Source organism: Pseudomonas sp. S11P7 (assembly GCF_023195435.1).
GTDB lineage: Bacteria > Pseudomonadota > Gammaproteobacteria > Pseudomonadales > Pseudomonadaceae > Aquipseudomonas > Aquipseudomonas fluorescens_G.
This window is the reverse complement of sequence record NZ_JALPKS020000002.1, coordinates 1,534,417-1,560,931: the sequence shown is the minus strand read 5'-3', so window position 1 is coordinate 1,560,931 and position 26,515 is coordinate 1,534,417. Positions and strand designations below refer to the sequence as shown.

Annotated in this window: 19 protein-coding genes and 2 pseudogenes; 16 read left to right on the top strand and 5 right to left on the bottom strand. The window is 61.9% G+C overall.

Annotated elements, in window-relative coordinates; all coding sequences use genetic code 11:
• Positions 1–2: 2 nt before the first annotated feature.
• Positions 3–474, top strand: a pseudogene (locus tag M0746_RS07260) (DUF1810 domain-containing protein).
• Here the strand turns inward: M0746_RS07260 and M0746_RS07255 are convergent.
• Positions 439–2,799, bottom strand: coding sequence for a DNA polymerase II (locus M0746_RS07255; protein ID WP_258448644.1), 2,361 nt, complete (start codon positions 2,797–2,799; stop codon positions 439–441). The pseudogene M0746_RS07260 and the gene M0746_RS07255 sit on opposite strands and share 36 nt — an antisense overlap.
• Before the next feature lie 197 nt (positions 2,800–2,996).
• On the opposite strand from M0746_RS07255, the gene M0746_RS07250 reads away from it, so the two are divergent.
• Positions 2,997–3,437, top strand: coding sequence for a CBS domain-containing protein (locus M0746_RS07250; protein WP_258448643.1), 441 nt, complete (start codon positions 2,997–2,999; stop codon positions 3,435–3,437).
• Between the two features lie 126 nt (positions 3,438–3,563).
• On the opposite strand, the gene M0746_RS07245 is transcribed toward M0746_RS07250, so the two are convergent.
• Positions 3,564–4,187, bottom strand: coding sequence for a glutathione S-transferase N-terminal domain-containing protein (locus M0746_RS07245; protein ID WP_208940537.1), 624 nt, complete (start codon positions 4,185–4,187; stop codon positions 3,564–3,566).
• A gap of 1,091 nt (positions 4,188–5,278) precedes the next feature.
• On the opposite strand from M0746_RS07245, the gene M0746_RS07240 reads away from it, so the two are divergent.
• The 12 genes and pseudogenes from M0746_RS07240 (at position 5,279) to M0746_RS29170 (ending at position 18,989) form a co-directional block, all read left to right on the top strand.
• Positions 5,279–6,103: an energy transducer TonB gene (locus M0746_RS07240; protein WP_258448642.1), complete on the top strand. Its 825-nt coding sequence runs from the start codon at positions 5,279–5,281 to the stop codon at positions 6,101–6,103.
• Positions 6,104–6,166: 63 nt separating this feature from the next.
• Positions 6,167–6,853, top strand: a complete 687-nt coding sequence (locus M0746_RS07235) for a MotA/TolQ/ExbB proton channel family protein (RefSeq protein ID WP_446731291.1) — start codon at positions 6,167–6,169, stop codon at positions 6,851–6,853.
• The gene (locus M0746_RS07230; RefSeq protein WP_041477201.1) at positions 6,853–7,254 is read left to right on the top strand and encodes an ExbD/TolR family protein; all 402 of its coding nucleotides are present in this window, start codon (positions 6,853–6,855) and stop codon (positions 7,252–7,254) included. Before M0746_RS07235 ends, M0746_RS07230 begins: the two co-directional genes overlap by 1 nt.
• Positions 7,255–7,463: 209 nt before the next feature.
• Entirely contained in the window at positions 7,464–10,175 is a 2,712-nt protein-coding gene (locus M0746_RS07225; RefSeq protein ID WP_258448640.1) for a TonB-dependent receptor, read from the top strand.
• 150 nt (positions 10,176–10,325) lie between these two features.
• A complete protein-coding gene (locus M0746_RS07220) occupies positions 10,326–12,191 on the top strand; it encodes an extracellular solute-binding protein (RefSeq protein ID WP_258448639.1) in 1,866 nt (621 codons plus the stop codon).
• 1 nt (position 12,192) lies between these two features.
• Positions 12,193–13,257 carry a microcin C ABC transporter permease YejB gene (locus tag M0746_RS07215; RefSeq protein WP_258448638.1) on the top strand — a complete coding sequence of 355 codons (1,065 nt, stop codon included), beginning with the start codon at positions 12,193–12,195 and terminating at the stop codon, positions 13,255–13,257.
• On the top strand, positions 13,257–14,279 hold the full coding sequence (locus tag M0746_RS07210) for an ABC transporter permease (protein WP_258448637.1): 1,023 nt from the start codon (positions 13,257–13,259) through the stop codon (positions 14,277–14,279). The genes M0746_RS07215 and M0746_RS07210 overlap by 1 nt, the downstream gene beginning before the upstream one ends.
• A gap of 1 nt (position 14,280) precedes the next feature.
• A pseudogene (locus M0746_RS07205) lies at positions 14,281–15,972 on the top strand (ABC transporter ATP-binding protein).
• A 107-nt stretch (positions 15,973–16,079) separates the two neighbouring features.
• Positions 16,080–16,601 carry a DUF3455 domain-containing protein gene (locus tag M0746_RS07200; protein ID WP_258448636.1) on the top strand — a complete coding sequence of 174 codons (522 nt, stop codon included), beginning with the start codon at positions 16,080–16,082 and terminating at the stop codon, positions 16,599–16,601.
• A gap of 163 nt (positions 16,602–16,764) precedes the next feature.
• A complete protein-coding gene (locus M0746_RS07195; RefSeq protein ID WP_258448635.1) occupies positions 16,765–17,298 on the top strand; it encodes a sigma-70 family RNA polymerase sigma factor in 534 nt (177 codons plus the stop codon).
• Complete coding sequence (locus M0746_RS07190; protein WP_258448634.1) at positions 17,295–17,987, top strand: anti-sigma factor; 693 nt, start codon at positions 17,295–17,297, stop codon at positions 17,985–17,987. Before M0746_RS07195 ends, M0746_RS07190 begins: the two co-directional genes overlap by 4 nt.
• 132 nt (positions 17,988–18,119) lie before the next feature.
• Positions 18,120–18,989 (top strand): hypothetical protein, encoded by an 870-nt coding sequence (locus M0746_RS29170; RefSeq protein WP_342454852.1) that lies wholly within the window; start codon positions 18,120–18,122, stop codon positions 18,987–18,989.
• 71 nt (positions 18,990–19,060) lie between these two features.
• Here the strand turns inward: M0746_RS29170 and M0746_RS07180 are convergent, their stop codons facing one another.
• Positions 19,061–20,152, bottom strand: a complete 1,092-nt coding sequence (locus M0746_RS07180) for a DUF1615 domain-containing protein (RefSeq protein WP_258448633.1) — start codon at positions 20,150–20,152, stop codon at positions 19,061–19,063.
• A gap of 198 nt (positions 20,153–20,350) precedes the next feature.
• On the opposite strand from M0746_RS07180, the gene M0746_RS07175 reads away from it, so the two are divergent.
• Complete coding sequence (locus tag M0746_RS07175; RefSeq protein WP_258448632.1) at positions 20,351–22,555, top strand: TonB-dependent receptor; 2,205 nt, start codon at positions 20,351–20,353, stop codon at positions 22,553–22,555.
• A 331-nt stretch (positions 22,556–22,886) separates the two neighbouring features.
• Entirely contained in the window at positions 22,887–24,422 is a 1,536-nt protein-coding gene (locus M0746_RS07170; RefSeq protein WP_258448631.1) for an FAD-dependent monooxygenase, read from the top strand.
• A 124-nt stretch (positions 24,423–24,546) separates the two neighbouring features.
• On the opposite strand, the gene hemB is transcribed toward M0746_RS07170, so the two are convergent.
• Both hemB and M0746_RS07160 read right to left on the bottom strand, forming a co-directional pair.
• Entirely contained in the window at positions 24,547–25,521 is a 975-nt protein-coding gene (gene hemB / locus M0746_RS07165) for a porphobilinogen synthase (RefSeq protein WP_208940522.1), read from the bottom strand.
• A gap of 255 nt (positions 25,522–25,776) precedes the next feature.
• Positions 25,777–26,475: a glutathione binding-like protein gene (locus M0746_RS07160; protein WP_208940521.1), complete on the bottom strand. Its 699-nt coding sequence runs from the start codon at positions 26,473–26,475 to the stop codon at positions 25,777–25,779.
• Positions 26,476–26,515 lie beyond the last annotated feature (40 nt).

Below are 26,515 nucleotides of genomic sequence, written 5' to 3'. Positions count from 1 at the left end.
CGATGAGAAGCACGGATCAGCACGACCCGTTCAACCTGCAACGTTTCATCCAGGCGCAAGACCCGGTGTTCGAGCGCGTCCAGCGTGAGCTTGGCGAGCGGCCGCAAGCGCAGCCACTGGATGTGGTTCATCTTTCCGCAGTTCGCCGGGCTGGGCGGCAGTGAGATGGCGCGACGTTTTGCCATTGGCTCGGCCGAGGAAGCGCAGGCTTATCTGATGCACGACTTGCTCGGCGCACGCCTGCGCACCTGCGCGCAATGGGTGCTGGCCGTGCAGCAGCGCTCGATCAACGAGATCTTCGGTCATCCCGATGATTTGAAATTCCACTCCTCGATGACCCTGTTCGCCCAGTTCGCTGGCGCGGACAGTGTGTTCGATCAGGCACTGGAGCGGTATTTCCACGGCATTCTCGATGAGTGGACGCTGCAACTGCTCGACTCAAAACAGGCCCAGTTGCCCGCCGATCAGGGTTGAGAAATCGTCATCGACGAACGGCAGAATCGCATCCGCCACCGGTTGCAGTTGCCGAGTGATGTAGTGGTCGTAATCGATGGCGGCGCGGCGCACTTCCAGCGGCTCCGGGCCGGCCAGCGTGATCACGTAGCTGATCCAGCCGCCGTTCTGGTATTGCCGCGGGCGCCCGTGCTCGGCGTTGTAGTCATCGGCAAGGCGCGCCGCGCGCACATGCGGCGGCACGTTGCGTTCGTAATCGTCGAGGGTGCGGCGCAGGCGTTTGCGATAGATCAGGCGATCATCGAACTCACCGGCCAGCGTCTTGCGCACATAGTCGCGCACGTAATCCTGGTATGGCTTGCGCTGGAAAATCCGTTGATACAGCTCCTGCTGAAATTGCCGGGCCAGCAGCGACCAGTCGGTGCGCACGGTTTCCAGGCCCTTGTAGACCATTTCTTCGCTGCCATCGGCGCGGGTGACAAGGCCGGCATAGCGTTTCTTGCTGCCCTCCTCCGCGCCGCGAATGGTCGGCATCAGAAAGCGTTTGTAGTGAATCTCGAATTGCAATTCCAGCGCACTTTCCAGCCCATATTCCTTGCGCACATGCTCACGCCACCAGTCGTTGACGTGCTGCACCAGCGCATGGCCGATCTGCGCTGCCTCCTCCTGGCCGTGCGGGCGCCGCAGCCAGACGAAGGTCGAGTCGGTGTCGCCATAGATCACCGCGTGGCCCTGCGCTTCGATCAACTGGCGGGTGCGCAACATGATCTCGTGGCCGCGCAAGGTGATCGATGACGCCAGTCGCGTATCGAAAAAACGACAACCGCTGGAGCCGAACACGCCATAGAACGCGTTCATGATGATCTTCAGCGCTTGCGACAGTGGCGCGTTGTGCTCGCGCTTGGCGGTCTCGCGGCCCTCGGCCACCCGCGAGACAATCGACGGCAGGCAGTGCCGCGTGCGTGAGAAGCGTGCGCCGCGAAAGCCCGGCACCGAATCGGCGTCGTCCGGGTGCTGCAAGCCTTCGATCAGCCCGACCGGGTCGATCAGAAAGGTGCGAATGATCGACGGATACAGGCTCTTGTAATCGAGCACCAGCACCGATTCGTAGAGCCCCGGCTGCGAGTCCATGACAAAGCCGCCGGGGCTGGCCTGCGGCGGATTGGTGCCCAGATTTGGCGCAACGAAACCCTGGCGGTGCATCAGCGGCATATACAGATGAGTGAAGGCCGCCACCGAACCACCGCTGCGATCCGCCGGCAGGCCAGTGACGCTGGCGCGTTCGAGCAAAAAGGTCAGCAGCTCAGTCTTGGCGAAGATCCGCGTGACCAGTTCGCAGTCCTTGAGGTTGTACTTGGCCAGCGCCGGTTTGTCCTCGGCGAACATGCGGTTGATTTCGTCCATGCGCTGGTATGGGTTATCGATGGCCTTGCCTTCGCCGAGCAGGGTCTGCGCGACGTTTTCCAGACTGAACGACGGAAAGCTCCAGGTCGCCGAACGCAGCGCTTCGATGCCGTCGATGATCAGCCGCCCGGCCGCTGAGGCGAAATAGTGATTGCGGCTGCCGTGCTCACGCCACTGCATTTCCTCGCCGCCACGGCCGATTTTCAACGGCACCCCGAGGCGTCGCGCATGCTGGTGCAGGATGCGCAAATCGAATTGCACGACGTTCCAGCCGATGATTGCGTCGGGATCGTGCTGCGCGAACCACTCGTTGAGCTTTTTCAGAAGCAGAGTGCGCGAATCGCAATATTCGAGATCGAAGTCGACGATGCTGGCGTCACCGTTCGGCGCGCCGAGCATGTACACCTGGCGCTGACCGCAGCCTTCCAGCGCGATTGAGTACAGCTCGCCGGTTTCCGTGGTTTCGATGTCCAGCGACACCAGGCGCAGCGTCGGCCGGTATTTGGGATCGGGTTTGAGCTGGGCATTGAGCAACATCCCGTCGGCATCGGCTGTACCGCTGAACACGACCGGCGCGGTGATGAAGCGCTCCATCAGATAGCGCTCCGGCGGGCGCACATCGGCTTCGAACACATCGACGCCGGCGCGGCTGAGGGCGGTTTCCAGGCGCATCAACTGGCCGTGTTGCTGGCAATACAGACCCAGCACCGGACGATGCTCGAAATCCTGCAGGGCCAGCGGGCGCAGTTCGACGTTCTTTTCGTCGTGCAACAAGCGCTCGGCGGCTTCGCGCTGCTCGGCGGGAATGAACGCCACCGACGGCTGATGCGGCAAGCGCACACGGCGCGGCCCGGCGTCGGTCGCCAGCCAGAACTCGACTTCGGTGCCGGCCGGCGTATCGCGCCAATGCCGGGTCAGGACGAAGCCCTGCGGTAAATCCACCACTGCAACCTCGGAATCTGGATAGACCGGCATTCTACCCGGCATTGCCGGAAATGACCTTGGCGATAAATCAGCGCTTGAACCGCAAAAACCCGGCAAATGGCGTTTTTTGCACGCTATCTGCCGCTTTGCCACCTTGCCCTGCGCGGCTGCGTCTACGATGCTTGGTGAACAACGACAACACCTGAGTAACCGCCATGAAGACCGTCGCCCAACTGCTCAAGCTCAAAGATCAGAAAAATCAGCAAGTGCATCAGGTCAGCCCCAATGACATGGTGTTGCAAGCGCTGGTGAGGATGGCCGAGAAAAACGTCGGCGCCCTGCTGGTGGTAGAAAACGCCAAGGTGGTCGGCATCATCAGCGAGCGCGATTACGCGCGCAAACTGGTGCTGCACGGTCGCTCATCGGTCGGCACGCCGGTGCGCGACATCATGGTCAAGGATGTGATCACCGTGGACACCAAACAAACCGTCGACACCTGCCTGGGCATCATGTCCGACAAACGCCTGCGTCACTTGCCGGTGGTCGAGGACGGCCAGTTGATCGGCCTGCTTTCGATCGGCGACCTGGTCAAGGAAGCAATTGCCGAACAGGCCGAGCTGATCAAACAGCTGGAGCAGTACATCCGCGGGGAATGATCCCTCCAGCATGATCGTTCCCACGCTCCGCGTGGGAATGCAGCCGGGGACGCTCCGCGTCCCAAAGCGTGACGCCGAGCGTCACAAGAGGCATTCCCACGCAGAGCGTGGGAACGATCAGGTTGCTCAGGTTGGCCAGTGCCGCGCAAACACCGGCGCCAGCACCGGGTGGCGGTCGATGCGTTGCAACCATGCGTAAAACCCCGGCCGCGTCTGCCGCAAATGCTCGCGGCTACCCTCCCAGCGTGTCACCACCGCCGCCAGCACATCCAGCGCCCCCGGCGTCTCGTCGTCCAGATACAGCTCGCCGGAGAACTGGTCGGCAAACAATTCCCAGCTGAAGTGCAAACGCCGGCGCGCGCCGTCGATCAGGTTCTGCCGTGCGCCTTCGTCGGGCGTGATCAACCAGCGCTCGGGGTAATCGATGATGCCGATGGCCGCATAACAATTGCTGACGATGTAGGCCAGGCCGCGAATTGCCTGGTCACGATCCGCCGCCTCGGCGGGCAGCAGACCGGATTGGGGAAACGTCAGCCCCAGGTGGATCAGAATCGCCGCGCTCTCGGTCATCGCGCTGCCGTCGGGCAGTTGCAAGGTCGGAATCTGTTTCAGCGGATTGAGTTTGGCCAACGCCTCGGCGGCCTCCGCACTGGCTTCGTTATCAATGAAGCGATAAGCAATCTGGCATAACTCCAGTGCCGCCTCGATCGCCGCGGCGCCAGAATTCTTGTGCCCATAGAGCTGGTACATAGCCAATCCCCCCGAAAAAACCTTTGCCACAGCGTAGATGCCCGTGGCCCGGGTGTAGAAATAATCTGCCGGTGTAACGGTTCTGGCACGGTTTTCCCATGCACTGCCGACTTGCGAATTCATACTTCGCACAACAGCGCTGGCGGTGCCCATCCCGCACCAAGAGCAATCATCGAACGCTATCCGCGTTCTTGTAAGGTGCGATACCGAACCAAAAGTTCGCGTATCCGGGCTGGCAACAAGGAGTTCACCGCGTGAATCTTCAAACGTTCTGCCGTATCACTCGCCACTATTATCTGTGCGCTCCAGGCCCGGTTCATCCGAACAGCCGCCCTGCTTACTTTATTACCTGACTTCAACTGCACGTCGTACTCGGCCATCTACTGGTTGGCCGACAGCGCGGTGCTATTTATTTTTAAATATGACGCAGCTGTACGAGGCGGTAATCGGCGCAACTACAGAATTGTCGAACAATAACTTCCAGCTAATTACCACTGCACCAAAAGCGTTCCAGCCGAATAACCAGACCAGCACTAGTGCATCGGTTTCCGTTAAACAAAAACAAGGAAAACAGCCTGTGACCCGCTAGAACATTGACCCGCACCAAATCAGTCCGCCGCGCACCAGCACGTGCACCGGCCGGCAGCCGCGCAACCGCTCTGTTCCGCTATTTAGCGCAATAAAGCGACAAGCCCGACTCGCCTTTGAAAAAGCCCCGCCCGACGGGGTAACGGCTCACTGCGCGCCATGACAAACGCCTGGTCATGAGCAAACTTATATAAATGCGACATGCGTAACAGCAGCGAAATAAGCGCGCTACGTTTGAGCAACATCTGGCACAACGGTTGCAATATGTAACAGGCATGAGACACCCAGCTGTGTTTTGAGCAATAGAACAACAACCATGGAATGGCGAATGAACAATCGAAGTCGAATGGCACTGAGCCAGTAAGTTTGCACAAGCCTTGTTAATTGGATAGTTCCACTATCGGCTTCTGCACACCTTGAAGAAAGTTGCATTCACCCACTCGAACATTCACCCGATGTTCGGACGGCGGCTTATTGCCCTTCATCTACCCGAGGGAGCTTTAATGAACGATGCGGTAAAGCACAAAACCCTGCCGGGGCCGTTGCGGGAAGCGCCGGTCCCGCCGCCAACGGGCAGGCCGGCCTTCACAGCCAATACCTCACGACCCGGCGGTCTGAATAAACAGCAGATGGTCTTGCTGGTGGCCGTGTCGGCGCTGATACACGGGGCTGCCTGGTGGTTTCTCCAGCAGTCCCGCACCGAGCCATTACCGACGCCGCCGCAGATTCCGGAAATGACCGTCGAGCTGACCAGCCCGACGCCACCGGCACCGCCGACTCCGGAACCGCCACCCCCGCCGCCTCCGCCACCACCGCCAGAGCCTGAACAACCGGTGGAAGACGAGGACGCGGTCAAGCCACCGCCCAAACCGGTGGAAAAGCCCAAGCCGATCGAAAAACCGAAACCGGTCGAAAAGCCCAAACCGGTGAAAAAGGTCGAGCCCGCGAAAGCGCCGCCGGCCCCGCCACAACCGGCCGCCCCTGCTGCACCGGCGACACCGAGCGCGCCGCCGGCACCCGCCGCCCCGCCCGCGCCAGTAAAAGAGTCGGCAGCGATTTCCGGCCTCGCCAGTCTGGGCAACCCACCGCCGGAATACCCGTCGCTGGCATTGCGACGCAATTGGGAAGGCAGCGTGGTGTTGCGCATTCAGGTGCTGGCCAACGGTCGCGCGGGTTCGGTGACGGTGACCAAATCCAGCGGCAAGCCGCAACTCGATGACGCCGCCGTCGCTGCGGTGAAGAACTGGAAGTTCATTCCGGCCAAGCGCGGTGACACACCGATCGACGGCTTCGCCACCCAGACCATCGATTTCAAATTGCCGCAATGACGGCGCAACCGACTCATAACTGATTAACGCAAGCGAGGTGTAACCATGAACGATTTGTCTTCGATGATTGTCCCCGGTGTCCTCTGGGGGCTGGTGCTGTTTTCCGTGGTCAGTTGGGCGATCCTGCTGGTCAAGTCGGCGCAGTACCTGCGCCAGAAAGCGCAGAACAAACAGTTCACCAAAGCCTTCTGGAGCGCGCCGGACCTGCTCACCGCCGCCGAACACGCCAGCCAGTATCCGGGTTCGCTGGCGCGCATCGCCAGCAGCGGTTTCGAGGCATTGCTGGTGGAAGAGTCGCCGCGCACCACGCAACAACTGGCGCACACCATCAACCGCTCTGATCGTCTGGAACGCAACCTGCGCCAGCAGATCCAGAAGGAACGCCGCTCGCTGGAAAACGGTCAGGCGATTCTCGCCAGCATCGGCAGCACCGCGCCGTTCATCGGCCTGTTCGGTACGGTGTGGGGCATCATGGAAGCGCTGAAAAGCATCGGCGAAACCGGTTCGGCCAGCCTTGAAGCGGTCGCCGGGCCGATCGGCCACGCGCTGATCGCCACCGGGGTAGGTATCGCCGTCGCGGTGCCGGCAGTGCTGATCTACAACTTCTTTCTGCGGCGCCTGAAGCTCGCTTCGGCGGACATGGATGACTTCGCCCACGACTTCGACGCCCTCGCCTCGCGCAGCGCGTTTTCCATCAGCCGTCAGGCCATTGCCAGCAAAATCACCAGCGCCGTGCGGGAGGCCAGCTGATGTCTTTCTCGACTCAAGACAGCGATGAAGTGCTCAGCGAAATGAACGTCACGCCGCTGGTCGACGTGATGCTCGTGCTGCTGGTGGTATTCATCGTCACCGCGCCGCTGATGACCAACGCGATCAAGGTCAACCTGCCGAAAACCGACGCCGTCGCCCCCGCCGAAAAGAAAGACCCGGTGGTGGTCAGCGTCGATCAGGACGGCAAGTTCTATCTGGCCAAGACTGAGCTGGCCCCCGAGTCGCTGGAAGCAAGCCTCAAGGAGGTCAAGGCCAAGGACGCCGACGTCCGCGTGCAATTGCAGGCCGACGCCGCCGTCAATTACGGCCAGGTGGCGAAAGCCATGGCCTCCATCGAGCGCTCGGGCATCAGCAAGATTTCGGTGATGACCACCCATTGAATGCGGTGCCGCGCGTGACTTGAACGTCGCACGCGGCACCGCTGAGCGAATCCCGTCGTAATCGGCCGACCGAAAAAACGCTACGCGTGTTCGGAGGGGATCGGCTTGCTTGAAGAAAGTGGTTTTCCGCACGCGGTATCACCGGTAGCGGAGCAATGAGCGGCTCACAAGGCCATTTCGATAACGTCTGATAAAAGTCGGAAACAACCATGCTGATGAACACTCCACGCTTCACGCTCAAACCCTTGGTGGCCACGATCTCTCGCCATCGTTTCGTTCCGCTGTATCTGGTGGCCATGGGCATGGGCGCCAGCACCGTGCAAGCGGCCGAGGACGACAATGCCAGCGCTCCGGCGGCGGCAGCGGTCGTCGCGCCCACCACGCAACTGCAACGGGTAGAAGTGACCGGTTCGGCGATTCGCCGGGTCGATGCGGAAACCGCGGTGCCGATCACCATTCTCAAGGCCGATGAGCTGCGCAAACAGGGCGTGACCACCACCGCCGAACTGGTCCAGCGCATCACCGGCAGCCAGTCGATCAACAACAGCGCAGGCTCCGTGGGCGCGGCGACTGGCGGCGCCTCGTTCGCCGACATGCGCGGCATCGGCGCGAACAAGACGCTGGTACTGCTCAACGGCCGGCGCCTGGCCAACAACGCCTTGTCGGGCACCAACTCGGCGGGCGGCGCTGTGGATCTGAACATGATCCCGTTTGCCGCCATCGAGCGTGTGGAAGTGCTGCGCGACGGCGCCTCGGCGCTGTACGGCACCGATGCGATCGGCGGCGTGATCAACTTCATCACCAAGAAATCCCTCACCGACGGCGCGTTGACCCTCGGCGGCGAAACCCCGACCCACAGCGGCGGTGGCGCGACCAAAGACATGAGCGCCAGTTGGGGTTACGGCGATCTGGAAGAAGACCGCTTCAACGTCCTCGGCGTGTTCAACTACAACAAGCAGCAGAACCTCGACGCCAACGACCGCTCGTTCGCCACCGACTACGCCCCCGGTCGCGGCCTCGATCAGACCTCCGGCACCGCGTTCCCCGGCAACTACAGCCAGAACGGCAACGCCACCAACCCGTTGGCCGCCAGCAACTGCAACGGTCCCAATCTGATCGCCCGCGACGGCTTGTGCCGCTTCAGCACCCGTGAATTCATCGACCTGGTGCCACAGACCGAGAAGACTTCATTCTTCGGCAAGACCACCGGCAAGCTCGGCGACGACCATAACGTCAACCTCGAATATTTCTGGTCGCGCAACAACAACGCCACCGCCGTCGGCCCGGCGCCGTTGACCGGTCTGAGCCTGGATTCGTCGTCGCCCTACTACCCCGGCAACGGCATCACCCCGGCGCCGACCGAGTTCGCCCTCGACCCGACACAACCGGTCGACGTCAACTGGCGTGAAACCGCCGCCGGCCCGCGTGAATCGAAGGATCAGAACACCAGTCAGCGTTTTCTGCTGAGCTTCGATGGCCTGGTCGCCGGTTGGGATTACAACGTCGGCGCCTCGTACAACCAGAACAAAATCGTCTCCAGCGTCACCAGTGGTTATGTCAGCGATCAGGCGATGATCGATGGTCTGGCCAGCGGTTTGCTCAACCCGTTCGGCCCGCAATCGGCGGCTGGTCAGCAGTACATCGATAACGCCGCGTATCACGGCGCCTATTCCACCGCGGTTGGCCGCGTGGCCGGGTTCGACGGGCGCATCAGCCGCGAGATCGGCGACTGGTTCGGCGCCGGCCCGTCCGGTCTGGCCTTGGGTGGCGAGTACCGCAAAGAGAAATTCCACCAGGACTACGAACAGTTTGCCGGCGACATCCAGAGCCTCGGCATCGACCCCAACGGCAGCGTCGAGGGTGACCGCAGCGTCAAAGCCGCCTACGCCGAAATCAACGTACCGGTGCTCGACAGCCTCGAACTGTCCGCCGCCGTGCGCCACGACAAATACAGCGACTTCGGCAGCACCACCAACCCGAAATACTCGTTCCGTTATCAGCCATTGAAAGAGTTGGTGGTGCGTGGCGCCTACAGCGAAGGCTTCCGTGCACCGTCGCTGTACGAACTTTATTCGCCGCGCAGCATCACCTTCACCCAGGGCTACTACAACGACCCGGTGCTGTGTACCGGCGGCGTGGTGCAACCGGGCGGCAACGGTGGACGCGATTGCGGTCAGCAGTTCCTCAACCAGATCGGCGGCAACGAAGACCTGGCCCCGGAAAAGGCGCGCAACGTGACCCTGGGCTTCGTCTATCAGCCGATCAGCAACCTCTCGGTGGGTCTGGATTTCTGGTGGATTCATATTTCCAACCAGATCCAGCCGTTTCCGGAATCCACCGTGTTCGATCAGGCCGGTTCCTATCAGGATCGCTTCGTGCGTAACGCCGACGGCACGCTCAATTACATCGTCACCGGCAACGCCAACCTCGGCATCGTCGAAACCAACGGCGTCGATGTGTCGCTCGACTATCGCTTCCCCAATACGCCGTACGGTCAGTTTGGCCTCGGCCTGCAAGGCACTTATGTCGATGAGTACGACTTCCAGAGCACCATCAAAGGCCCGTTCACCGACAAGGTTGGCGACTTTCAGGGTGACGGCGTAATCGCGCGCTGGAAGCACAACCTCACCGGCAGCTGGAGCCTGGGCGCGGCGCGGGCAGCGCTGACCAACCGCTTCACCACCGGTTACAACGACTACGACCGCGACACCCATTCGCGCGTGGCGTCGTATTCGGTGTGGGACCTGTCGGCCGGCTACACCTTCAACAAGGTGCTGGATGTCGATGCCGGGATGAAGAACGTCTTCGACCGCAACCCGCCGTTCTCCAACCAGGCCTACAACTTCCAGAGCGGCTATGACCCGCGCTACACCGACCCGCTGGGGCGCACCCTGTTTGCGCGCATGACGTACCACTTCTAAAGAACGAGCACCGCAAAACCCTGTGGGAGCTGGCTTGCCAGCGATGGCGGATTGTCAGTGAAATGAATGTTGACTGACTCACCGCTATCGCTGGCAAGCCAGCTCCCACAAGGGTTCCGTGACCATTCAGGGATTTTGGGGAGTGACTTCATGAGATTCATGCGCAACATCGCCGCCCTGCTGCTTGGCAGCGCGCTGCTGTGCTCCGGCCCCTCGGCGCTGGCCGCCGGCAGCCATTCGCTGACGGTGTACGGCGAGGCGCCGAAGTATCCGGCGAATTTCCAGCATTTCGATTTCGTCGATCCCAAGGCGCCCAAGGGCGGTTCGCTCAGCCGCGCGTCGATGGAAATCGGCCAATACAACTACATCACCCCGTATGCCGATCAGGGCATTTCCGTGGTGCAGGTCAACGACTGGGTGTATGCGCCGCTGGCGTTTCGCTCGCTCGATGAGCCCTACACCGTTTACGGTCTGGTCGCCGAGCAGCTCGAGCGCGATCCCGACGGGCTCTGGGTGCGTTTCACCCTCAACCCCAAGGCGCGTTTTGCCGACGGCACGCCGATCACCGCCGAAGATGTGCGCTACACCTTCAACCTGCTGATGACCAAGGGCAGCCTCAGTTATCGCCAGCAGTACGCCGATGTGCAGGACGTGCTGATCGAAGGCCCGCGGCAAGTGCGGTTCACCTTCAAGAACAACCTCAACCGCACGCTGGCGCTGGATCTGGCGACGATGCGCGTGGTGCCCGAACACTGGTGGAAAACCCGCGACTTTGCCAACGGCGGCGGTTTCGAGCCGCCGCTCGGCAGCGGCCCGTACCGGGTGAGCAAGGTCGACGCCGGGCGCAGCATCAGTTTCCAGCGCGACCCGGACTGGTGGGGCAAGGACCTGCCGGTCAGTCGCGGCCTGTACAACTTCGACACGCTGACGGTGAATTTCTACGGTGACACCGACGTCGCCCGGCAGCTGTTGCAGGCCGGCGCGTTCGACTACAACCGCGAGTTCTCCTCGTCCGGTTACGTCGTCGGCTACGACAGCCCGGCCCTGCGCGACGGGCGTCTGCAGCAAGCAATCCTCGCCCCGGAAAAACCCACCGCCGCCCAAGGCTTCGTGTTCAACCTGCAAAACCCGATCTTCAAGGATCGCCGCGTGCGTCAGGCGATCAGCCTGCTGTGGGATTTCGAATGGACCAACAAGCAGATGATGCGGGGCTTCTACGTGCGCCAGAACAGCTTCTGGCCGAAGAGTGAAATGGCCGCCACCGCCCTGCCCGACGCCGAGGAATTGCAGATCCTCGAACCGCTGCGCGGCAAGGTCCCCGATGAGGTTTTCACCACGGTGTATCAAGCGCCGAAAACCGACGGCAGCGGCTACATCCGCGACAAGCAATTGCAAGCGCTGAAACTGCTCGCCGAAGCCGGCTGGACGCCGCAACACAATCGCCTGGTCAACGCTGCCGGTGAGCCGCTGGAATTCACGTTTCTTGACGGTCAGGGCGGCTTCGATCGGATGCTGCTGCCGTTCAAACGCACCCTCGCGCAGATCGGCATCACCCTCAATCTGCGGCGCATCGATTCGGCGCAATACATCAACCGTCTCAACGCCCGCGACTACGACATGATCGTCACCAGTTTTCCGCGCAGTGGCGATCCGATCGTCTCTCCAGGCCGCGAGTTGTACAGCCTGTACGCCTCGCAAAGTGCCACGCAGGTCGGCAGTTCGAACTCGATGGTGCTGGCCGATCCGGCGGTCGATCAACTGATCGACGGGCTGGTCCAGGCCAACAGCCGCCAAGCCATGGTGCATTACGCCCGCGCCCTCGACCGGGTGCTGCAATGGGGTTACTACATGATTCCCAACTACTACTCCAAAGGCACGCCGACGGTATTTCAAAACCGCTTTGGCATGCCGGCCGTGCAACCGGCGTACGACGAAGGCCTCAACACCTGGTGGGAAGTCTCGGCCAGGCCGCTGACCACCCAGCAGATGCGCGCTCAGCTCGCGGGAGGCCAGTGACATGTTGCGTTATCTGAGTCGTCGCTTGCTGCTGATCATCCCCACATTGCTGTGCATTCTGGTGGTGAATTTCCTGATCGTGCAGGCCGCGCCCGGCGGACCGGTGGAGCAAGCCATTGCACGTCTGCAAGGTTTTGGCGGGCACAGCATGGGCGGTGGCGGCGAAGTCACCGCGGTGGGTGGCGCGGGCCGCAGCAGCCGTGGTCTGGACCCGGCGCTGATCGAAGAAATCAAACACCATTACGGCTTCGACAAACCGCTGCACGAACGCCTGTGGCTGATGCTGAAAAACTACGCGCAGCTGGATCTGGGCAGCAGTTTCTTTCGCGGCGCCAAGGTCACCGACCTGATCGTGCAGAAGCTGCCGGTGTCGCTGTCGCTGGGCTTGTGGGCGACGCTGATCACTTACCTGATTTCGATCCCGCTGGGCATTCGCAAGGCAATCAGAAACGGCAGCGCCTTCGATGTCTGGAGCAGCACGGCAATCATCGTCGGCTATGCGATGCCGGCGTTTCTGTTTGCCATTCTGCTGATCGTGGTGTTCGCCGGTGGCAGCTACGTCAACTGGTTTCCGGTGCAGGGGTTGGTCTCGGACGACTTCGACCAACTGAGCACGCTGGGCAAGCTCGGCGATTACCTCTGGCATCTGGTGTTGCCGGTCACCGCGCTGGTGATCGGCGGCTTCGCCACCCTGACCATTCTGACCAAGAACAGCTTTCTCAACGAGATCAGCCGCCAGTACGTGATCACCGCGCGGGCCAAAGGCCTGACCGAGCGCCGCGTGCTCTATGGCCACGTGTTTCGCAACGCCATGCTGCTGGTGGTGGCCGGGGTGCCGTCGGCGCTGATCGAGGTGTTCTTCGCCGGCTCGCTGCTGATCGAAACCATCTTCAACCTCGACGGCCTCGGGCGGATGAGCTACGAAGCGGCGGTGTCGCGCGACTACCCGGTGGTGTTCGGCGCGCTGTTTCTGTTCACCCTGTTCGGCCTGTTGATCAAGCTGATCGGCGACCTCTGCTACACCCTGCTTGATCCGCGCATCGATTTTTCGGCGAGGACTGCCTGATGTTCACACTGTCTCCTCTAGGCCGGCGCCGCGTCGCGCAATTCAAGGCCAATCGCCGTGGACGCTGGTCGCTGTGGCTGTTTGTCGGGCTGTGCCTGATTTGCCTCGGTGGCGAGTTGATCGCCAACGACAAGCCACTGGTGATCCGCTACCACGATGCCTTTTACTTTCCGATTCTCAGTGATTATCAGGAAACCGATTTCGGTGGCGAGCTGCCGTTTCAGCCGGATTACGCCAGCAATTACGTACACAAGCTGATCGAGGATCAGGGCGGCTGGATGCTGTTTCCGCCGATCCCGTTCAGCTACGACACGGTCAATTACGACCTTGCCGAACCTGCACCCAGTCCGCCCTCGGCGAGCAATTGGCTGGGCACTGACGATCAGGCCCGCGATGTGTTGGCGCGGGTGATTTTCGGCACGCGGATTTCGATTCTGTTTGCGTTGATCCTCACCGCCATCAGTGCGTTGATCGGCATCGTCGCCGGGGCGTTGCAGGGTTATTACGGCGGTTGGGTCGACCTGCTCGGGCAACGCGTACTGGAGATCTGGTCGGGGCTGCCGGTGCTGTACCTGCTGATCATTCTGTCCGGTTTCGTCTCGCCGAGTTTCTGGTGGTTGCTGGGGATCATGGCGCTGTTTTCCTGGCTGGCGCTGGTCGACGTGGTGCGCGCCGAGTTCCTTCGTGGGCGCAATCTGGAATACGTGAAAGCCGCGCGGGCACTGGGCCTGACCGATAACGAACTGATGCGTCGGCACATCCTGCCCAATGCGATGACCTCCACCCTCACCTACCTGCCGTTCATTCTCACCGGCGCCATCGCCACCCTGACCGCGCTGGATTTTCTTGGCTTCGGCATGCCCGCCGGCACCGCCTCGCTGGGCGAGTTGATCGGCCAGGCCAAGCGCAATCTGCAGGCGCCGTGGCTGGGGCTGACGGCGTTTTTCGCTTTGGCGTTGATTTTGTCCTTGTTGGTTTTTATTGGTGAGGCCTGCCGCGATGCGTTCGATCCCCGGAGCTGACATGACTGACAACCTGATTGAAATTCGCGACCTGCGCGTGGCGTTCGCCGGGCAGCCCGTGGTGCACGGGGTCAACCTCGATATTCGCCGTGGCGAGTGCCTGGCGCTGGTCGGTGAATCCGGCTCGGGCAAATCGGTGACGGCGCATTCGATCCTGCGCTTGCTGCCGGGCAACAACCTCAGCAGCAGCGGTTCGATCCGCTACAACGGCGTGGATTTGCTGCACGCCAGCGAGCAGCAGATGCGCGGCTTGCGTGGCAATCGCATCGCGATGATCTTCCAGGAGCCAATGACCTCGCTCAACCCGCTGCACACGGTGCAACGGCAGATCAGTGAAGTGCTGGAAATTCACAAAGGCCTCTAGGGCCGCGCCGCCCGCGCACGCACGCTGGAGCTGTTGGAACTGGTCGGCATCCGCCAACCGTTGCAGCGTTTGAAGGCCTATCCGCATCAGCTCTCCGGCGGTCAGCGGCAACGGGTGATGATCGCCATGGCGCTGGCCAACGAGCCGGAGTTGTTGATCGCCGATGAGCCGACCACGGCGCTCGATGTCACGGTGCAGCAGAAGATTCTCGAACTGCTGATCGAGCTGCAGCAACGCCTCGGCATGTCATTGCTGCTGATCAGCCACGACCTCAATCTGGTGCGGCGCATCGCGCAGCGCGTGTGCGTGATGCGTCACGGCGAGATCGTCGAACAGGCCGATTGCGCAACGCTGTTCAACGCACCGCAGCATCCTTACAGCCGCTTGCTGATCGAGGCCGAGCCGAGCGGCGCACCGGTGCCGAGTCAGTACGAGCACAACCTGCTCGAGGTTGATGATCTGAAGGTCTGGTTTCCCCTGCCCAAGGCGTTTTTCAGTCGCCAGCAGGACTACATCAAAGCCGTGGACGGGGTCAGTTTCACTCTGCAACGCGGCAAGACCCTGGGAATTGTCGGCGAGTCTGGTTCGGGCAAGTCGACGCTGGGGCAGGCGATCCTGCGTCTGGTCGAATCCGAGGGCAACATCCGTTTCGGCAACAAGCAACTGAGCCTGCTCAACCAGCGCTTGATGCGGCCGTTGCGGCGGCAGATTCAGGTGGTGTTTCAGGACCCGTTCGGCAGTCTCAGCCCGCGCATGTCGGTGCAGCAGATCATTGCCGAGGGCTTGCTGACCCATGGCATCGGTACCGAAGCCGAGCGTGAAGCCGCGGTGATCCGCGTGCTCGAAGAGGTCGGCCTCGACCCGCACAGCCGTCATCGCTATCCCCATGAATTTTCCGGCGGCCAGCGCCAACGCATCTCCATCGCCCGCGCGCTGGTGCTGGAACCGGCGCTGATCCTGCTCGACGAACCGACCTCGGCGCTGGACCGCACCGTGCAAAAGCAGGTGGTGGAATTGTTGCGGCAATTGCAGATCCGGCATGGGCTGACCTACCTGTTCATCAGCCATGATCTGGCGGTGGTGCATGCGCTGGCGCATGACTTGATGGTGATCAAGGATGGCAAGGTGGTGGAGCAAGGATCGTCGCGGGAGATTTTCGCCGCACCGCAACATCCCTACACCCAGGAACTCCTCAACGCCTCGGGCTTGAAGCCCGCTAAAGATTCCTGTGGGAGCTGGCTTGCCAGCGATGGCGTCGTGTCAGCTGACATTGCCGCCTCTGACCCACCGCTATCGCTGGGAAGCCAGCTCCCACAAGTTACAAGGTGAGCAAAAAAAAATTCAGGCACTGCATCCAATCGCCTCCGCCACGGGTAGTCCCTGTAACAGCCCACTTTTGTGCTGTCAGCGCTCTACCCTTTTCGGAGAATCATCGGATGAACATCACCCAGCTGATTGGCTTCACCGGTTTGCTCGCCGTCACCTCGACGACTTTTGCCCAGAGCAGTTATCCCGACACCATCAAAGTGCCGGACGGCCACAAGATCGCCATGGAAACCACCGGCGTCGGCGAGATCACTTATGAATGCCGCGACAAGCCGAACATGGCCGGCCAGACCGAGTGGACCTTCGTCGGCCCGAAAGCCGTGCTCAATGACCGCAGCGGCAAGCAAGTCGGCACCTACTTCGGCCCGCCAGCGACCTGGCAGGCCAAGGACGGTTCGAAAGTCACTGGCACGCAACTGGCCGTGGCGCCTTCGAGCCCGGGCAACCTGCCTTATCAACTGGTGAAAGCCAACCCGGCTGAAGGCAAAGGCGCGATGAGCGGCGTGAGCTACATCCAGCGCGTCGCGCTCAAGGGCGGCGTAGCCCCGGCCAGCGCCTGCACGATGGCGAACAAGGGCAAGCAGGAAGTGGTGAAATATCAGGCTGATTATATCTTCTGGGCGGCGAGCTAATCTTCAAAAGCACTGAAGATCCACCTGTGGGAGCGAGCCTGCTCGCGAATGCGCCAGGTCAGACAGAAATGCTTCGACTGACACTCCGCCTTCGCGAGCAGGCTCGCTCCCACAAGTAACAAGGCGTCTGGATGTTTGGGGAATGTCAGCTAGATTGCACACCATGCCTTTAGCCGAAGCCGATTTCGATTACCAAGCCCGTCTCGCCGCCTGTGCCCGCGGCGAGCGTGCGGCCCTGCACGATCTGTACGTGCAGGAAGGTCCGCGCCTGCTCGGCGTGGCCAAGCGGCTGGTGCGCGACACGGCACTGGCGGAGGACATCGTTCATGAAGCATTCATCAAGATCTGGAACGGCGCGGCGGGGTTTGATCCGGCGCGCGGTTCGGCGCGTGGCTGGATGTTCAGCGTGACCCGCCATCTGGCGCTGAACCTGTTGCGCGATCACGGTCGCGAAACGCCGTTCAGTGCCGAGCACGAAATGGCGGTCGAAGATCACGGCTTGGATGCCGCCGCACATTCGGCGCGCATCCACCGTTGCCTGGAACAACTGGAGCCGCAGCGGCGCACCTGCATCCTGCATGCGTATGTCGATGGCTACAGCCACGCGCAGATTTCGGCGCGCCTCGGCACGCCGCTGGGCACCGTTAAAGCGTGGCTCAAGCGCAGCCTCAATGCGTTGCGGGAGTGCATGGGATGAGCGGCGAATCGGCGCAGGAACGTGATGAACTGGCCAGCGAATACGTGCTCGGCACGCTGTCGTTCGAACAGCGGATCGAGGTGCAGCGACGCTTGCCCAACGAGCCCGAGCTGCGCGCGGCGGTGGACGCCTGGGAGCGGCGCCTGCTGGAACTGACCGATCTGGCCGAACCGCAGCAACCGTCGGCCCTGCTGTGGCCGCGCATCGAACGCAGCCTCAATCGTCTCACGCACAAAACCCCGGCAACGTCGTGGTGGAATCGGTTGCCACTGTGGCGCGGCTTGAGTGCGGCAGGCCTTGCTGCGACCTTGATATTGGGCACTATCCTATTGACCCAGACCCCGCCGAAACCGAGCTATCTGGTAGTGCTGGTGGCGCCGCAGGACAAGGCGCCGGGCTGGGTGATTCAGGCCAGCAACTCGCGAGAAATCCAGTTGATTCCGCTCGGCGTGGTCGAGGTACCGGCAGACAAGGCCCTGGAGTTCTGGACCAAAGCGGACGGTTGGCAAGGGCCGGTGTCGCTGGGGCTGGTCAAACCGGGCGAGGCCTTGTCGGTGCCGCTGGATAAACTGCCGCCGCTGCAACCGAACCAGCTGTTCGAGCTGACGCTGGAGGGCGCCAATGGCTCGCCGATCGGCAAACCGACCGGGCCGATTCAGGCAATCGGCCGCGCCGTGAAGGTGCTTTAAGGCTCTATCCCGCGGCTTGCAGCTACCATCATCGGCATCGATGTTCACCATCACGGCAATGAAGTTCTCAGAAAAAATTCCGGGCGTAACATCAGCTCCATACCAACCAACAACACCCCGGAGCACACCATCATGAAACGCCAGACTCTTCTCAGCATCGCTTTCTCGGTTTTCGCAGTTAACGCTTTTGCCGCTACCCCGGCCCACACGATGATCGCCGCCGACGGCTCGGATCGCCTGTACCAGAACGCTGTCGCCGCTGATGGCTCTGATCGTCTGCAAGGCAACACCGTCGCCGCTGATGGCTCCGATCGTCTGCAAGGCAACACCGTCGCCGCTGATGGCTCCGATCGTCTGCAAGGCAACACCGTCGCCGCTGATGGCTCCGATCGTCTGCAAGGCAACACCGTCGCCGCTGATGGCTCCGATCGTCTGCAAGGCAACACCGTCGCCGCTGATGGCTCCGATCGTCTGCAAGGCAACACCGTCGCCGCTGATGGCTCCGATCGTCTGCAAGGCAACACCGTCGCCGCTGATGGCTCCGATCGTCTGCAAGGCAACACCGTCGCCGCTGATGGCTCCGATCGTCTGCAAGGCAACACCGTCGCCGCTGATGGCTCCGATCGTCTGCAAGGCAACACCGTCGCCGCTGATGGCTCCGATCGTCTGCAAGGCAACACCGTCGCCGCTGATGGCTCCGATCGTCTGCAAGGCAACACCGTCGCCGCTGATGGCTCCGATCGTCTGCAAGGCAACACCGTCGCCGCTGATGGCTCCGATCGTCTGCAAGGCAACACCGTCGCCGCTGATGGCTCCGATCGTCTGCAAGGCAACACCGTCGCCGCTGATGGCTCCGATCGTCTGCAAGGCAACACCGTCGCCGCTGATGGCTCCGATCGTCTGCAAGGCAACACCGTCGCCGCTGATGGCTCCGATCGTCTGCAAGGCAACACTGTTGCAGAAGGCGGTGCTGATCGCTTGAACGAACTGCGCAACGCTTGAATGAAGGGCGTCACGCGCAACACCGCAGAAAAACCCGGCTCCCTCAGCCGGGTTTTTTATGTCTGGCGGTTTTACCCGGCCTTGGCCATGCAGCGTTTGTAGCGCTCGTCCACACGCTTGGCGAACCACGCGGTGGTGAGTTTGCGAGTGATCTTCGGACTTTGCAGCACAATCCCCGGCAATACCGCCCGCGGCAATGGCTTGCCTTCAGCCTGCTCGGCCAGTTCAAAAACCCGCTTGTAGAGTTTGGTCTCTTCGAATTCCAGGGTTTTGCCCTTTTCCAGTTGATCGCGAATGCTCGGGTTGCGCATGCCCAGTGATTTGCCGAGTGCGCGCACCGCCAGTTCCGTGCCGCCGGGCATGATCGAGTCGTAGCGGATCAGGTCGCCATCGAGCGCCAACGGGATGCCCGAAGCGCGGCTCACGGCATTCTGGAACGCCGCGTTGCGGCTGGCGTACCAACCGGCATTGAAATCGGCGAAGCGGTACAACGGCTCGCGGTAACTGACCGGATAACCGAGCAAATGGGCGATACCGAAGTACATGCCGCCGCGCCGACTGAACACTTCGCGGCGGATCGTGCCGTCCACCGGGTACGGGTAATCCTTGGCGTGCTGTTCGGCAAATTCGATGCTGACCTGCATCGGTCCGCCGGTGTGCACCGGGTTGAAGCCGCCGAACAAGGTGCGACCCATCGGCACCATGCCAATGAAATCATCGAAAATCGCACTCAGCTCTTTCTCGCTGCGCGCCGCATTCAGGCGTTCGCTGTAGCTCTTGCCGTTGGGCGAACGTACTTGCAGAGCACCGCTGACCAGCAGGCTGGGGATGTGCACTTTGGCGGCGCGGCGGTCGATTTCGTCGCGGGCGATCTTGCCCAGGCCCGGGACTTTCGGGTCGGCCTGAAAGGTCGACTCCTGCTCGGCCACGGCCAGCACTGAACACAGGTTCTGCGTGGTCGGGCTGATGTCCTGTGCGGCGAAGGCGGCGTAAATGTCCGTAGCCCAGCCCTGGCGGTCGGGGATTTTCGCCGGCAGCAGCCGGACGATTTCGGCCTTTACCTCGGCGGGTGGGCGTGGCAGCGGTTCGCCGCCACGCTGGCTGGCGCAACCGGCCAGTGCCAGCAAAGCCACGAGGGTGATCAGTAAGCGAGGGGTGTGCATGTTGCGGTATCCAGTCCGTTGAGGCGCCACCACCATACACAATCGCCGTCAAAACGTGGGCCGCGACCGGCGCGGACATACTGATTGCAAAACGTTACTGCGAACCTCTATCATTCGCGCCTGGAGTCGTATTAGCGCAAGGAGTTCCCGCGCCGCCCTTATTTTTTCCAACCGGCCGCGCGCCTCCAGGAATCGAACATGCCCACTCCAGCCCGACTCAGCGTGCCTTTTCGCCCGACGCTGCTCGCCCTGCTGTGCTCCCTGACCATCACTGCTTACGCCGCTGAAGGCGACAACAAAGCGCTGGTACTCGACGACGTCAACGTCAATGCCCAGGCTCCGGCACTGAATGCCCTGCCGCCGGTTTACGCCGGTGGGCAAGTCGCCCGCGGCGGCCAGTTGGGCGTGCTGGGCAATCAGGACATGATGGACGTGCCGTTCAGCGCCGCGTCCTACACCGAGCAACTGATTCAGGATCAACAGGCGGAAAACGTCGCCGACGTGCTGCTCAACGATGCCTCGGTACGCCAGGCCTCGGGTTTCTCCAACCAGGCCCAGGTGTTCATGATCCGCGGTCTGCCCCTCAATGGCGACGACATTTCCTATAACGGCCTGTACGGCGTGTTGCCGCGGCAGATCATTTCCACCGACGCTCTGGAGCGCGTGGAAGTGTTCAAAGGCCCGAACGCCTTCATCAACGGCGTGACCCCGACCGGCTCCGGTATCGGCGGCGGCGTCAACCTGCAACCCAAGCGCGCCGGTGACGAACCGTTGCGCCGCTACACCACCGACATCAACAGTGAAGGCCGCATCGGTCACCACTTCGACATCGGCCAGCGCTTCGGCGCAGACAACCGTTTCGGCGCGCGAATCAACCTGTCCCAGCGCGAAGGCGACACCGGCATCGACCACGAAAACCAACGCTCGAAACTGTTCGCCATCGGCCTCGACTACCGCGGCGATGCGCTGCGCCTGTCCGGTGATTTCGCGTACCAGAAGGAACGCGTCAACGGTGGTCGCAGCTCGGTCAACCTCGGCACCGCCACGCACCTGCCGGACGCGCCATCGGCTGACACCAACTACGCGCCGAAGTGGGGCTTTACCGAGATCGAAGACACCTTCGGCATGCTCCGCGCCGAGTACGACCTCAACGACAACTGGACCGCGTACGCCGCCGGCGGCGCCAAACACACCCGCGAAGTCGGGCGCTACAACTCGACCACCCTGGTAGGCAATAGCGGCGCGTCGTTCACCACCGGCTCGTTCGTGCCCCATGATGAAGACAACACCAGTGTCATGGCCGGCCTCAACGGCAAATTCAACACCGGCCCGGTCAGCCACAAACTCAACTTCGGCCTGACCGGTATCTGGGCTGAACAGCGCAGCGCTTATGATTTCGACCTGACCCGCTACGCCAACAACATCGATCACCCGATCACCACACCGGCGCCGGTCGGCAACTTCGCCGGCGGCGACCTGAATGATCCGGGCATCGTCGGCAAGACGTTCAACCGCAGCGTGGCGCTATCCGACACCCTCGGCTTCTTCGACGATCGCCTGCTGGTCACCGCCGGTCTGCGTCGTCAGCAACTGGTGGTGCAGGGTTACAGCTACGCCAGCTATGGCAGCGGCCCGCGTTCGTCGAGCTACGACGAATCGATCACCACGCCGGTGTATGGCGTGGTGTTCAAGCCGTGGGACCACGTGTCGTTCTACGCCAACCACATCGAAGGCCTCGCGCAGGGCCCGACCTCGCCGACCAGCTCCGGTGGCTTGCGGGTGACCAACGGCAACGAAGTCTACGCGCCGGCGCGCTCCAAGCAGACTGAAGTCGGGGTCAAGGTCGACATGGGCACCTACGGCGCTAGCCTGGGTGTCTATCGCATCGAGCAACCGAGCGATGGCTACTGCGAAATCACCAGCGCCAGCACCTGCACCTACGTGCGCGAAGGCGAGCAGGTCAACAAGGGCGTGGAAATGAATGTGTTCGGCGAGCCGATTCAGGGCCTGCGCCTGATCAGCGGCCTGACGCTGATGAACACCGAACTGAAAAACACCCTCAACGGCGCCAACGATGGCAATCACGCGATCGGCGTGCCGACCTTCCAGTTCAACGCCGGCGCCGACTGGGATGTGCCCGGCCTGCAAGGCGTCGCGCTGAACGCGCGGATGCTGCGCACTGGCGGTCAATACGCCGATGCGGCGAACAACCTCAGCCTGCCGACCTGGAACCGCTTCGACGCCGGCGCGCGGTATGCGTTCAAGGTGTCGGAGAAGGACGTGACGTTGCGCTTTGGTGTGGAGAACCTGGCGAACAAGCGCTACTGGGAATCGGCGCAGGGCGGCTACCTGACGCAGGGTGAACCGCGGGTGGCGAAGTTGTCCGGCACGATTGATTTCTGACCGCCACCGGAAGATCAACAGCCCCTCACCCTAGCCCTCCCGAAACGTCGGACCGCCCAGAGGGAGAGGGAACTGACCGAGGTGTGTTTGCGAATTGCGCCGGCCTGACATATCCAGCCGGACTCAGGACTTGAAAAGCCCCCGCCCAGCCCTCTCCCTCGGGAGAGGGCTGGGCGGGCGGCGTTCCGATGAGGGGCCCGGTCCTAATTCGCGCCACATACTCCCCGCCATACGCCAGGACAGCGCCCTCTTCGATCCCGTCCAGCCGACCAGACTGGCCTCCCTCCCCCGCTGATCCATACTTGCTCCACAGCAAAAAGAGGACAGCGCCATGAACCGCAGCGACGTTCTGATCATCGGCGCCGGCCCCACCGGGCTGGTGCTGGCCCTGTGGCTGAGCAAACTTGGCGTGCGAGCGCGGATCATCGATAAAACTTCAGCCCCCGGCACCACTTCGCGGGCGCTGGCGGTGCAGGCGCGCACGCTGGAGCTGTATCGGCAACTGGACCTCAGCGAGACCATCGTGCGCAACGGCCATCGGGTCGCGGCGGCGAATTTCTGGGTCAACGGCAAACCGCTGGCGCAGCTGCCGCTTAAGCGCATCGGCGAAGGCCTGACGCCGTACGCCTTCGTCGAAATTTTCCCGCAGGATGAACACGAACGGCTGTTGATCGAGCGCCTCGAAGACTATGGCATTGCGGTCGAACGCGACACCACGCTGGAAAGCTTTGCAGAAACTGGCGACGGCCTTACCGCACATCTGCGCCTGCCCAACGGCGAGCAGGAAATCTGTCAGGCCTGCTACCTCGCAGGCTGTGATGGCGCCCGCTCGGTGGTGCGCAAGAGCCTCGACAGCGGTTTCCCCGGTGGCACCTATCAGCAGGTTTTCTATGTCGCGGACGTCAAGGCCAGCGGCCCGGCAATGAATGGCGAGCTGCACCTGGACCTCGACGAAGCGGACTTTCTCGCGGTATTTCCGCTGGCCGGCGCAGGCCGTGCACGGCTGATCGGCACCGTGCGCGACGAGCGTGCGGATCGCGCCGAAACCCTGCAATTCAGCGACGTCAGCCGCCGCGCCATCGAGCATCTGAAGGTGCACATCGAAGACGTCTACTGGTTCTCGACCTACCGTGTGCATCACCGTGTCGCCGAGCACTTTCGCAGTGGCCGCACGTTTCTGCTCGGTGATGCCGCGCATGTGCACAGCCCGGCCGGCGGTCAGGGCATGAACACCGGGATCGGCGACGCGATCAACCTGGCCTGGAAACTTGCCGCGGTGCTCAGCGGCGGCGCAGAGGCAAGCCTGCTCGACAGCTACGAAACCGAACGCATCGCCTTCGCGCGGCGCCTGGTATCGACCACCGACAAGGTCTTCAGCTTTGTCACCGCCGAGGGGCGGCTGGCGGATCTGCTGCGCATGCGTGTGGCGCCGTTTCTGATCCCGAAAATGGCCTCGTTCGAAGCCAGTCGCGAATTCCTCTTCCGCACCGTGTCGCAAGTCACCCTCAACTATCGCGGCATGCCGCTGAGTTCAGGCGCAGCCGGGCATGTCCATGGCGGTGATCGCTTGCCGTGGGCTCATGATGGTGAGGGGGATAACTACGAACCGCTACGCCAGCCGTGCTGGCAGGTGCATGTCTACGGCGACACCAGCGACGAAATGATCGCCTGGTGCACTGAACATCATTTGCCGCTGCATATGTTCGACTGGCGCCCGGCGTTTGAAACGGCGGGACTGGCGCGCAACGGGTTTTACCTGCTGCGCCCGGATACGTACGTGGCGATTGCCGAGAACAGTGCCGATCCGAAGGTGATCGAACGGTACTTCCACGATCACGGGATCCGGCCGTTCTTCAACTGCACTTGACAAGGAACACCATGAATCCTGTGGGAGCTGGCTTGCCAGCGATAGCGGTAGATCAGTCAGCATGATTTTGTCTGTGCCGACGCCATCGCTGGCAAGCCAGCTCCCACAGGTTATGCGGTGTTGTTCAGATCCCGGCCAATGCCAGATCCATCGCGAAGTAGGTAAAGATCAGATCCGCACCCGCGCGCTTGATCGCGCCAAGGCTTTCGCGCACTACGCGATCTTCATCGATGGCGCCGGCCTGGGCGCCGAACTTGATCATCGCGTACTCGCCACTGACCTGATACGCCGCCAGCGGCAGGTTCGACGCCTGACGAATGTCGCGGATGATGTCGAGGTAGGCGCCGGCCGGTTTGACCATCAACGCATCGGCGCCTTCCTGTTCGTCGAGCAGCGACTCGCGCAGGGCTTCACGGCGGTTCATCGGGTTCATCTGGTAGCTTTTGCGGTCGCCCTTCAGCGCGCTGCCACCGGCCTCACGGAATGGCCCGTACAGCGCCGAGGCGAATTTGGTCGAATAAGCCATGATCGGAATCTGGGTGAACCCGGCCGCGTCCAGCGCCTGACGAATCGCCCGCACCTGGCCGTCCATCGCGGCCGATGGCGCGATCACGTCGGCACCGGCACGCGCTGCCGCCACGGCTTGTTTGCCGAGGTTGATCAGGGTCTGGTCGTTGTCGACTTCATGGTTGTGCATCACGCCGCAGTGGCCGTGATCGGTGTACTCGCAAAAGCACGTGTCGGACATGACGATCATTTCCGGCACGGCGTCCTTGGCGATGCGCGACATGCGCGAAACCAGGCCGTCTTCACGCCAGGTGTCGCTGCCGTTGCTGTCCAGATGATGCGAGACGCCGAAGGTCATCACCGACTTGATCCCGGCGCGCGCGTAACGCTCGATTTCGCTGGCCAGCTTGCGCTCGGGAATGCGCTGCACACCGGGCATGCTGGTGATTGGCACGAAGTCGTCAATCTCTTCTTCGACGAAGATCGGCAGGACCAGATCGTTCAGGCTGAACTCGGTTTCCTGGAACAGACTGCGCAGGCTCGCATTGCGGCGCAGACGGCGGGGACGTGCTTCGGGGAACTGACTGGACATGGGGCCTTTCCTGAAAACGGCGGGTGAGACGAAAGTCGTAGGGGGCGAAGCTTATGCCTTGCGGGTGTTGGGGTACAAACCTGGATCAATCAAGAGAGCGTTACCGGGTTCGCAATAATCTTCAGAACACACCTTCATTCCTTGTGGGAGCTGGTTTGCCAGCGATGGCGTCAAGTCAGTCACCCTTTATGTCGACTGTGCCGGCCCCATCGCTGGCAAGCCAGCTCCCACATGGGATATGTGAACACCTCAAAGTCAGGAGGGAATGGTGAGGCCGCGGACAACAGCAGGACGGGCGACAAACCGCTCCAGCACCCGCGTGACATTGGGGAAGTTCTCAATCCCTACCAGATCACCCGCCTCGTAAAAACCGATCAGGTTGCGCACCCACGGGAACGTGGCGATATCGGCGATCGTGTAACGCTCGCCCATGATCCAGTCACGCCCTTCCAGGCGCGTATTCAAGACGTTGAGCAGGCGTTTGCTTTCATCGACGTAACGGTCGCGCGGGCGCTTGTCTTCGTAATCCTTGCCGGCAAATTTGTTGAAGAAACCGAGTTGGCCGAACATCGGGCCGATCCCGCCCATCTGGAACATCAGCCACTGGATCGTCTCGTAACGCAGCGCGCCTTCCTGAGCCAGCAACTGGCCGCTTTTGTCGGCCAGATAGATCAGGATGGCGCCGGACTCGAACAGCGGCAGCGGCTGGTCGCCAGGGCCATGCGGATCGAGGATCGCCGGAATCTTGTTGTTCGGGTTCAGCGACAGAAACGCTGGCGAGGTCTGGTCGTTGGTGTCGAACCCGACGCGGTGCGGCTCGTACGGCAGGCCGATTTCTTCGAGCATGATCGAGACTTTCACGCCATTGGGCGTCGGCAGGGAATAGAGCTGAATCCAGTCAGGGTACTGCGCCGGCCATTTTTGGGTGATCGGGAACGCGGACAGATCGGTCATGGGAAGCATCCAGTCACAAATTAGAAGCCGATCATAAAAC

Bases quoted from the DNA above. Each gene is read 5' to 3' on its own strand.
- M0746_RS07250 (WP_258448643.1), top strand. From the start codon at position 2,997: ATGAAGACCGTCGCCCAACTGCTCAAGCTCAAAGATCAGAAAAATCAG.
- M0746_RS07245 (WP_208940537.1), bottom strand. From the start codon at position 4,187: ATGTACCAGCTCTATGGGCACAAGAATTCTGGCGCCGCGGCGATCGAG.
- M0746_RS07240 (WP_258448642.1), top strand. From the start codon at position 5,279: ATGAACGATGCGGTAAAGCACAAAACCCTGCCGGGGCCGTTGCGGGAA.
- M0746_RS07235 (WP_446731291.1), top strand. From the start codon at position 6,167: ATGATTGTCCCCGGTGTCCTCTGGGGGCTGGTGCTGTTTTCCGTGGTC.
- M0746_RS07230 (WP_041477201.1), top strand. From the start codon at position 6,853: ATGTCTTTCTCGACTCAAGACAGCGATGAAGTGCTCAGCGAAATGAAC.
- M0746_RS07225 (WP_258448640.1), top strand. From the start codon at position 7,464: ATGCTGATGAACACTCCACGCTTCACGCTCAAACCCTTGGTGGCCACG.
- M0746_RS07220 (WP_258448639.1), top strand. From the start codon at position 10,326: ATGAGATTCATGCGCAACATCGCCGCCCTGCTGCTTGGCAGCGCGCTG.
- M0746_RS07215 (WP_258448638.1), top strand. From the start codon at position 12,193: ATGTTGCGTTATCTGAGTCGTCGCTTGCTGCTGATCATCCCCACATTG.
- M0746_RS07210 (WP_258448637.1), top strand. From the start codon at position 13,257: ATGTTCACACTGTCTCCTCTAGGCCGGCGCCGCGTCGCGCAATTCAAG.
- M0746_RS07200 (WP_258448636.1), top strand. From the start codon at position 16,080: ATGAACATCACCCAGCTGATTGGCTTCACCGGTTTGCTCGCCGTCACC.
- M0746_RS07195 (WP_258448635.1), top strand. From the start codon at position 16,765: ATGCCTTTAGCCGAAGCCGATTTCGATTACCAAGCCCGTCTCGCCGCC.
- M0746_RS07190 (WP_258448634.1), top strand. From the start codon at position 17,295: ATGAGCGGCGAATCGGCGCAGGAACGTGATGAACTGGCCAGCGAATAC.
- M0746_RS29170 (WP_342454852.1), top strand. From the start codon at position 18,120: ATGAAACGCCAGACTCTTCTCAGCATCGCTTTCTCGGTTTTCGCAGTT.
- M0746_RS07180 (WP_258448633.1), bottom strand. From the start codon at position 20,152: ATGCACACCCCTCGCTTACTGATCACCCTCGTGGCTTTGCTGGCACTG.
- M0746_RS07175 (WP_258448632.1), top strand. From the start codon at position 20,351: ATGCCCACTCCAGCCCGACTCAGCGTGCCTTTTCGCCCGACGCTGCTC.
- M0746_RS07170 (WP_258448631.1), top strand. From the start codon at position 22,887: ATGAACCGCAGCGACGTTCTGATCATCGGCGCCGGCCCCACCGGGCTG.
- hemB (WP_208940522.1), bottom strand. From the start codon at position 25,521: ATGTCCAGTCAGTTCCCCGAAGCACGTCCCCGCCGTCTGCGCCGCAAT.
- M0746_RS07160 (WP_208940521.1), bottom strand. From the start codon at position 26,475: ATGACCGATCTGTCCGCGTTCCCGATCACCCAAAAATGGCCGGCGCAG.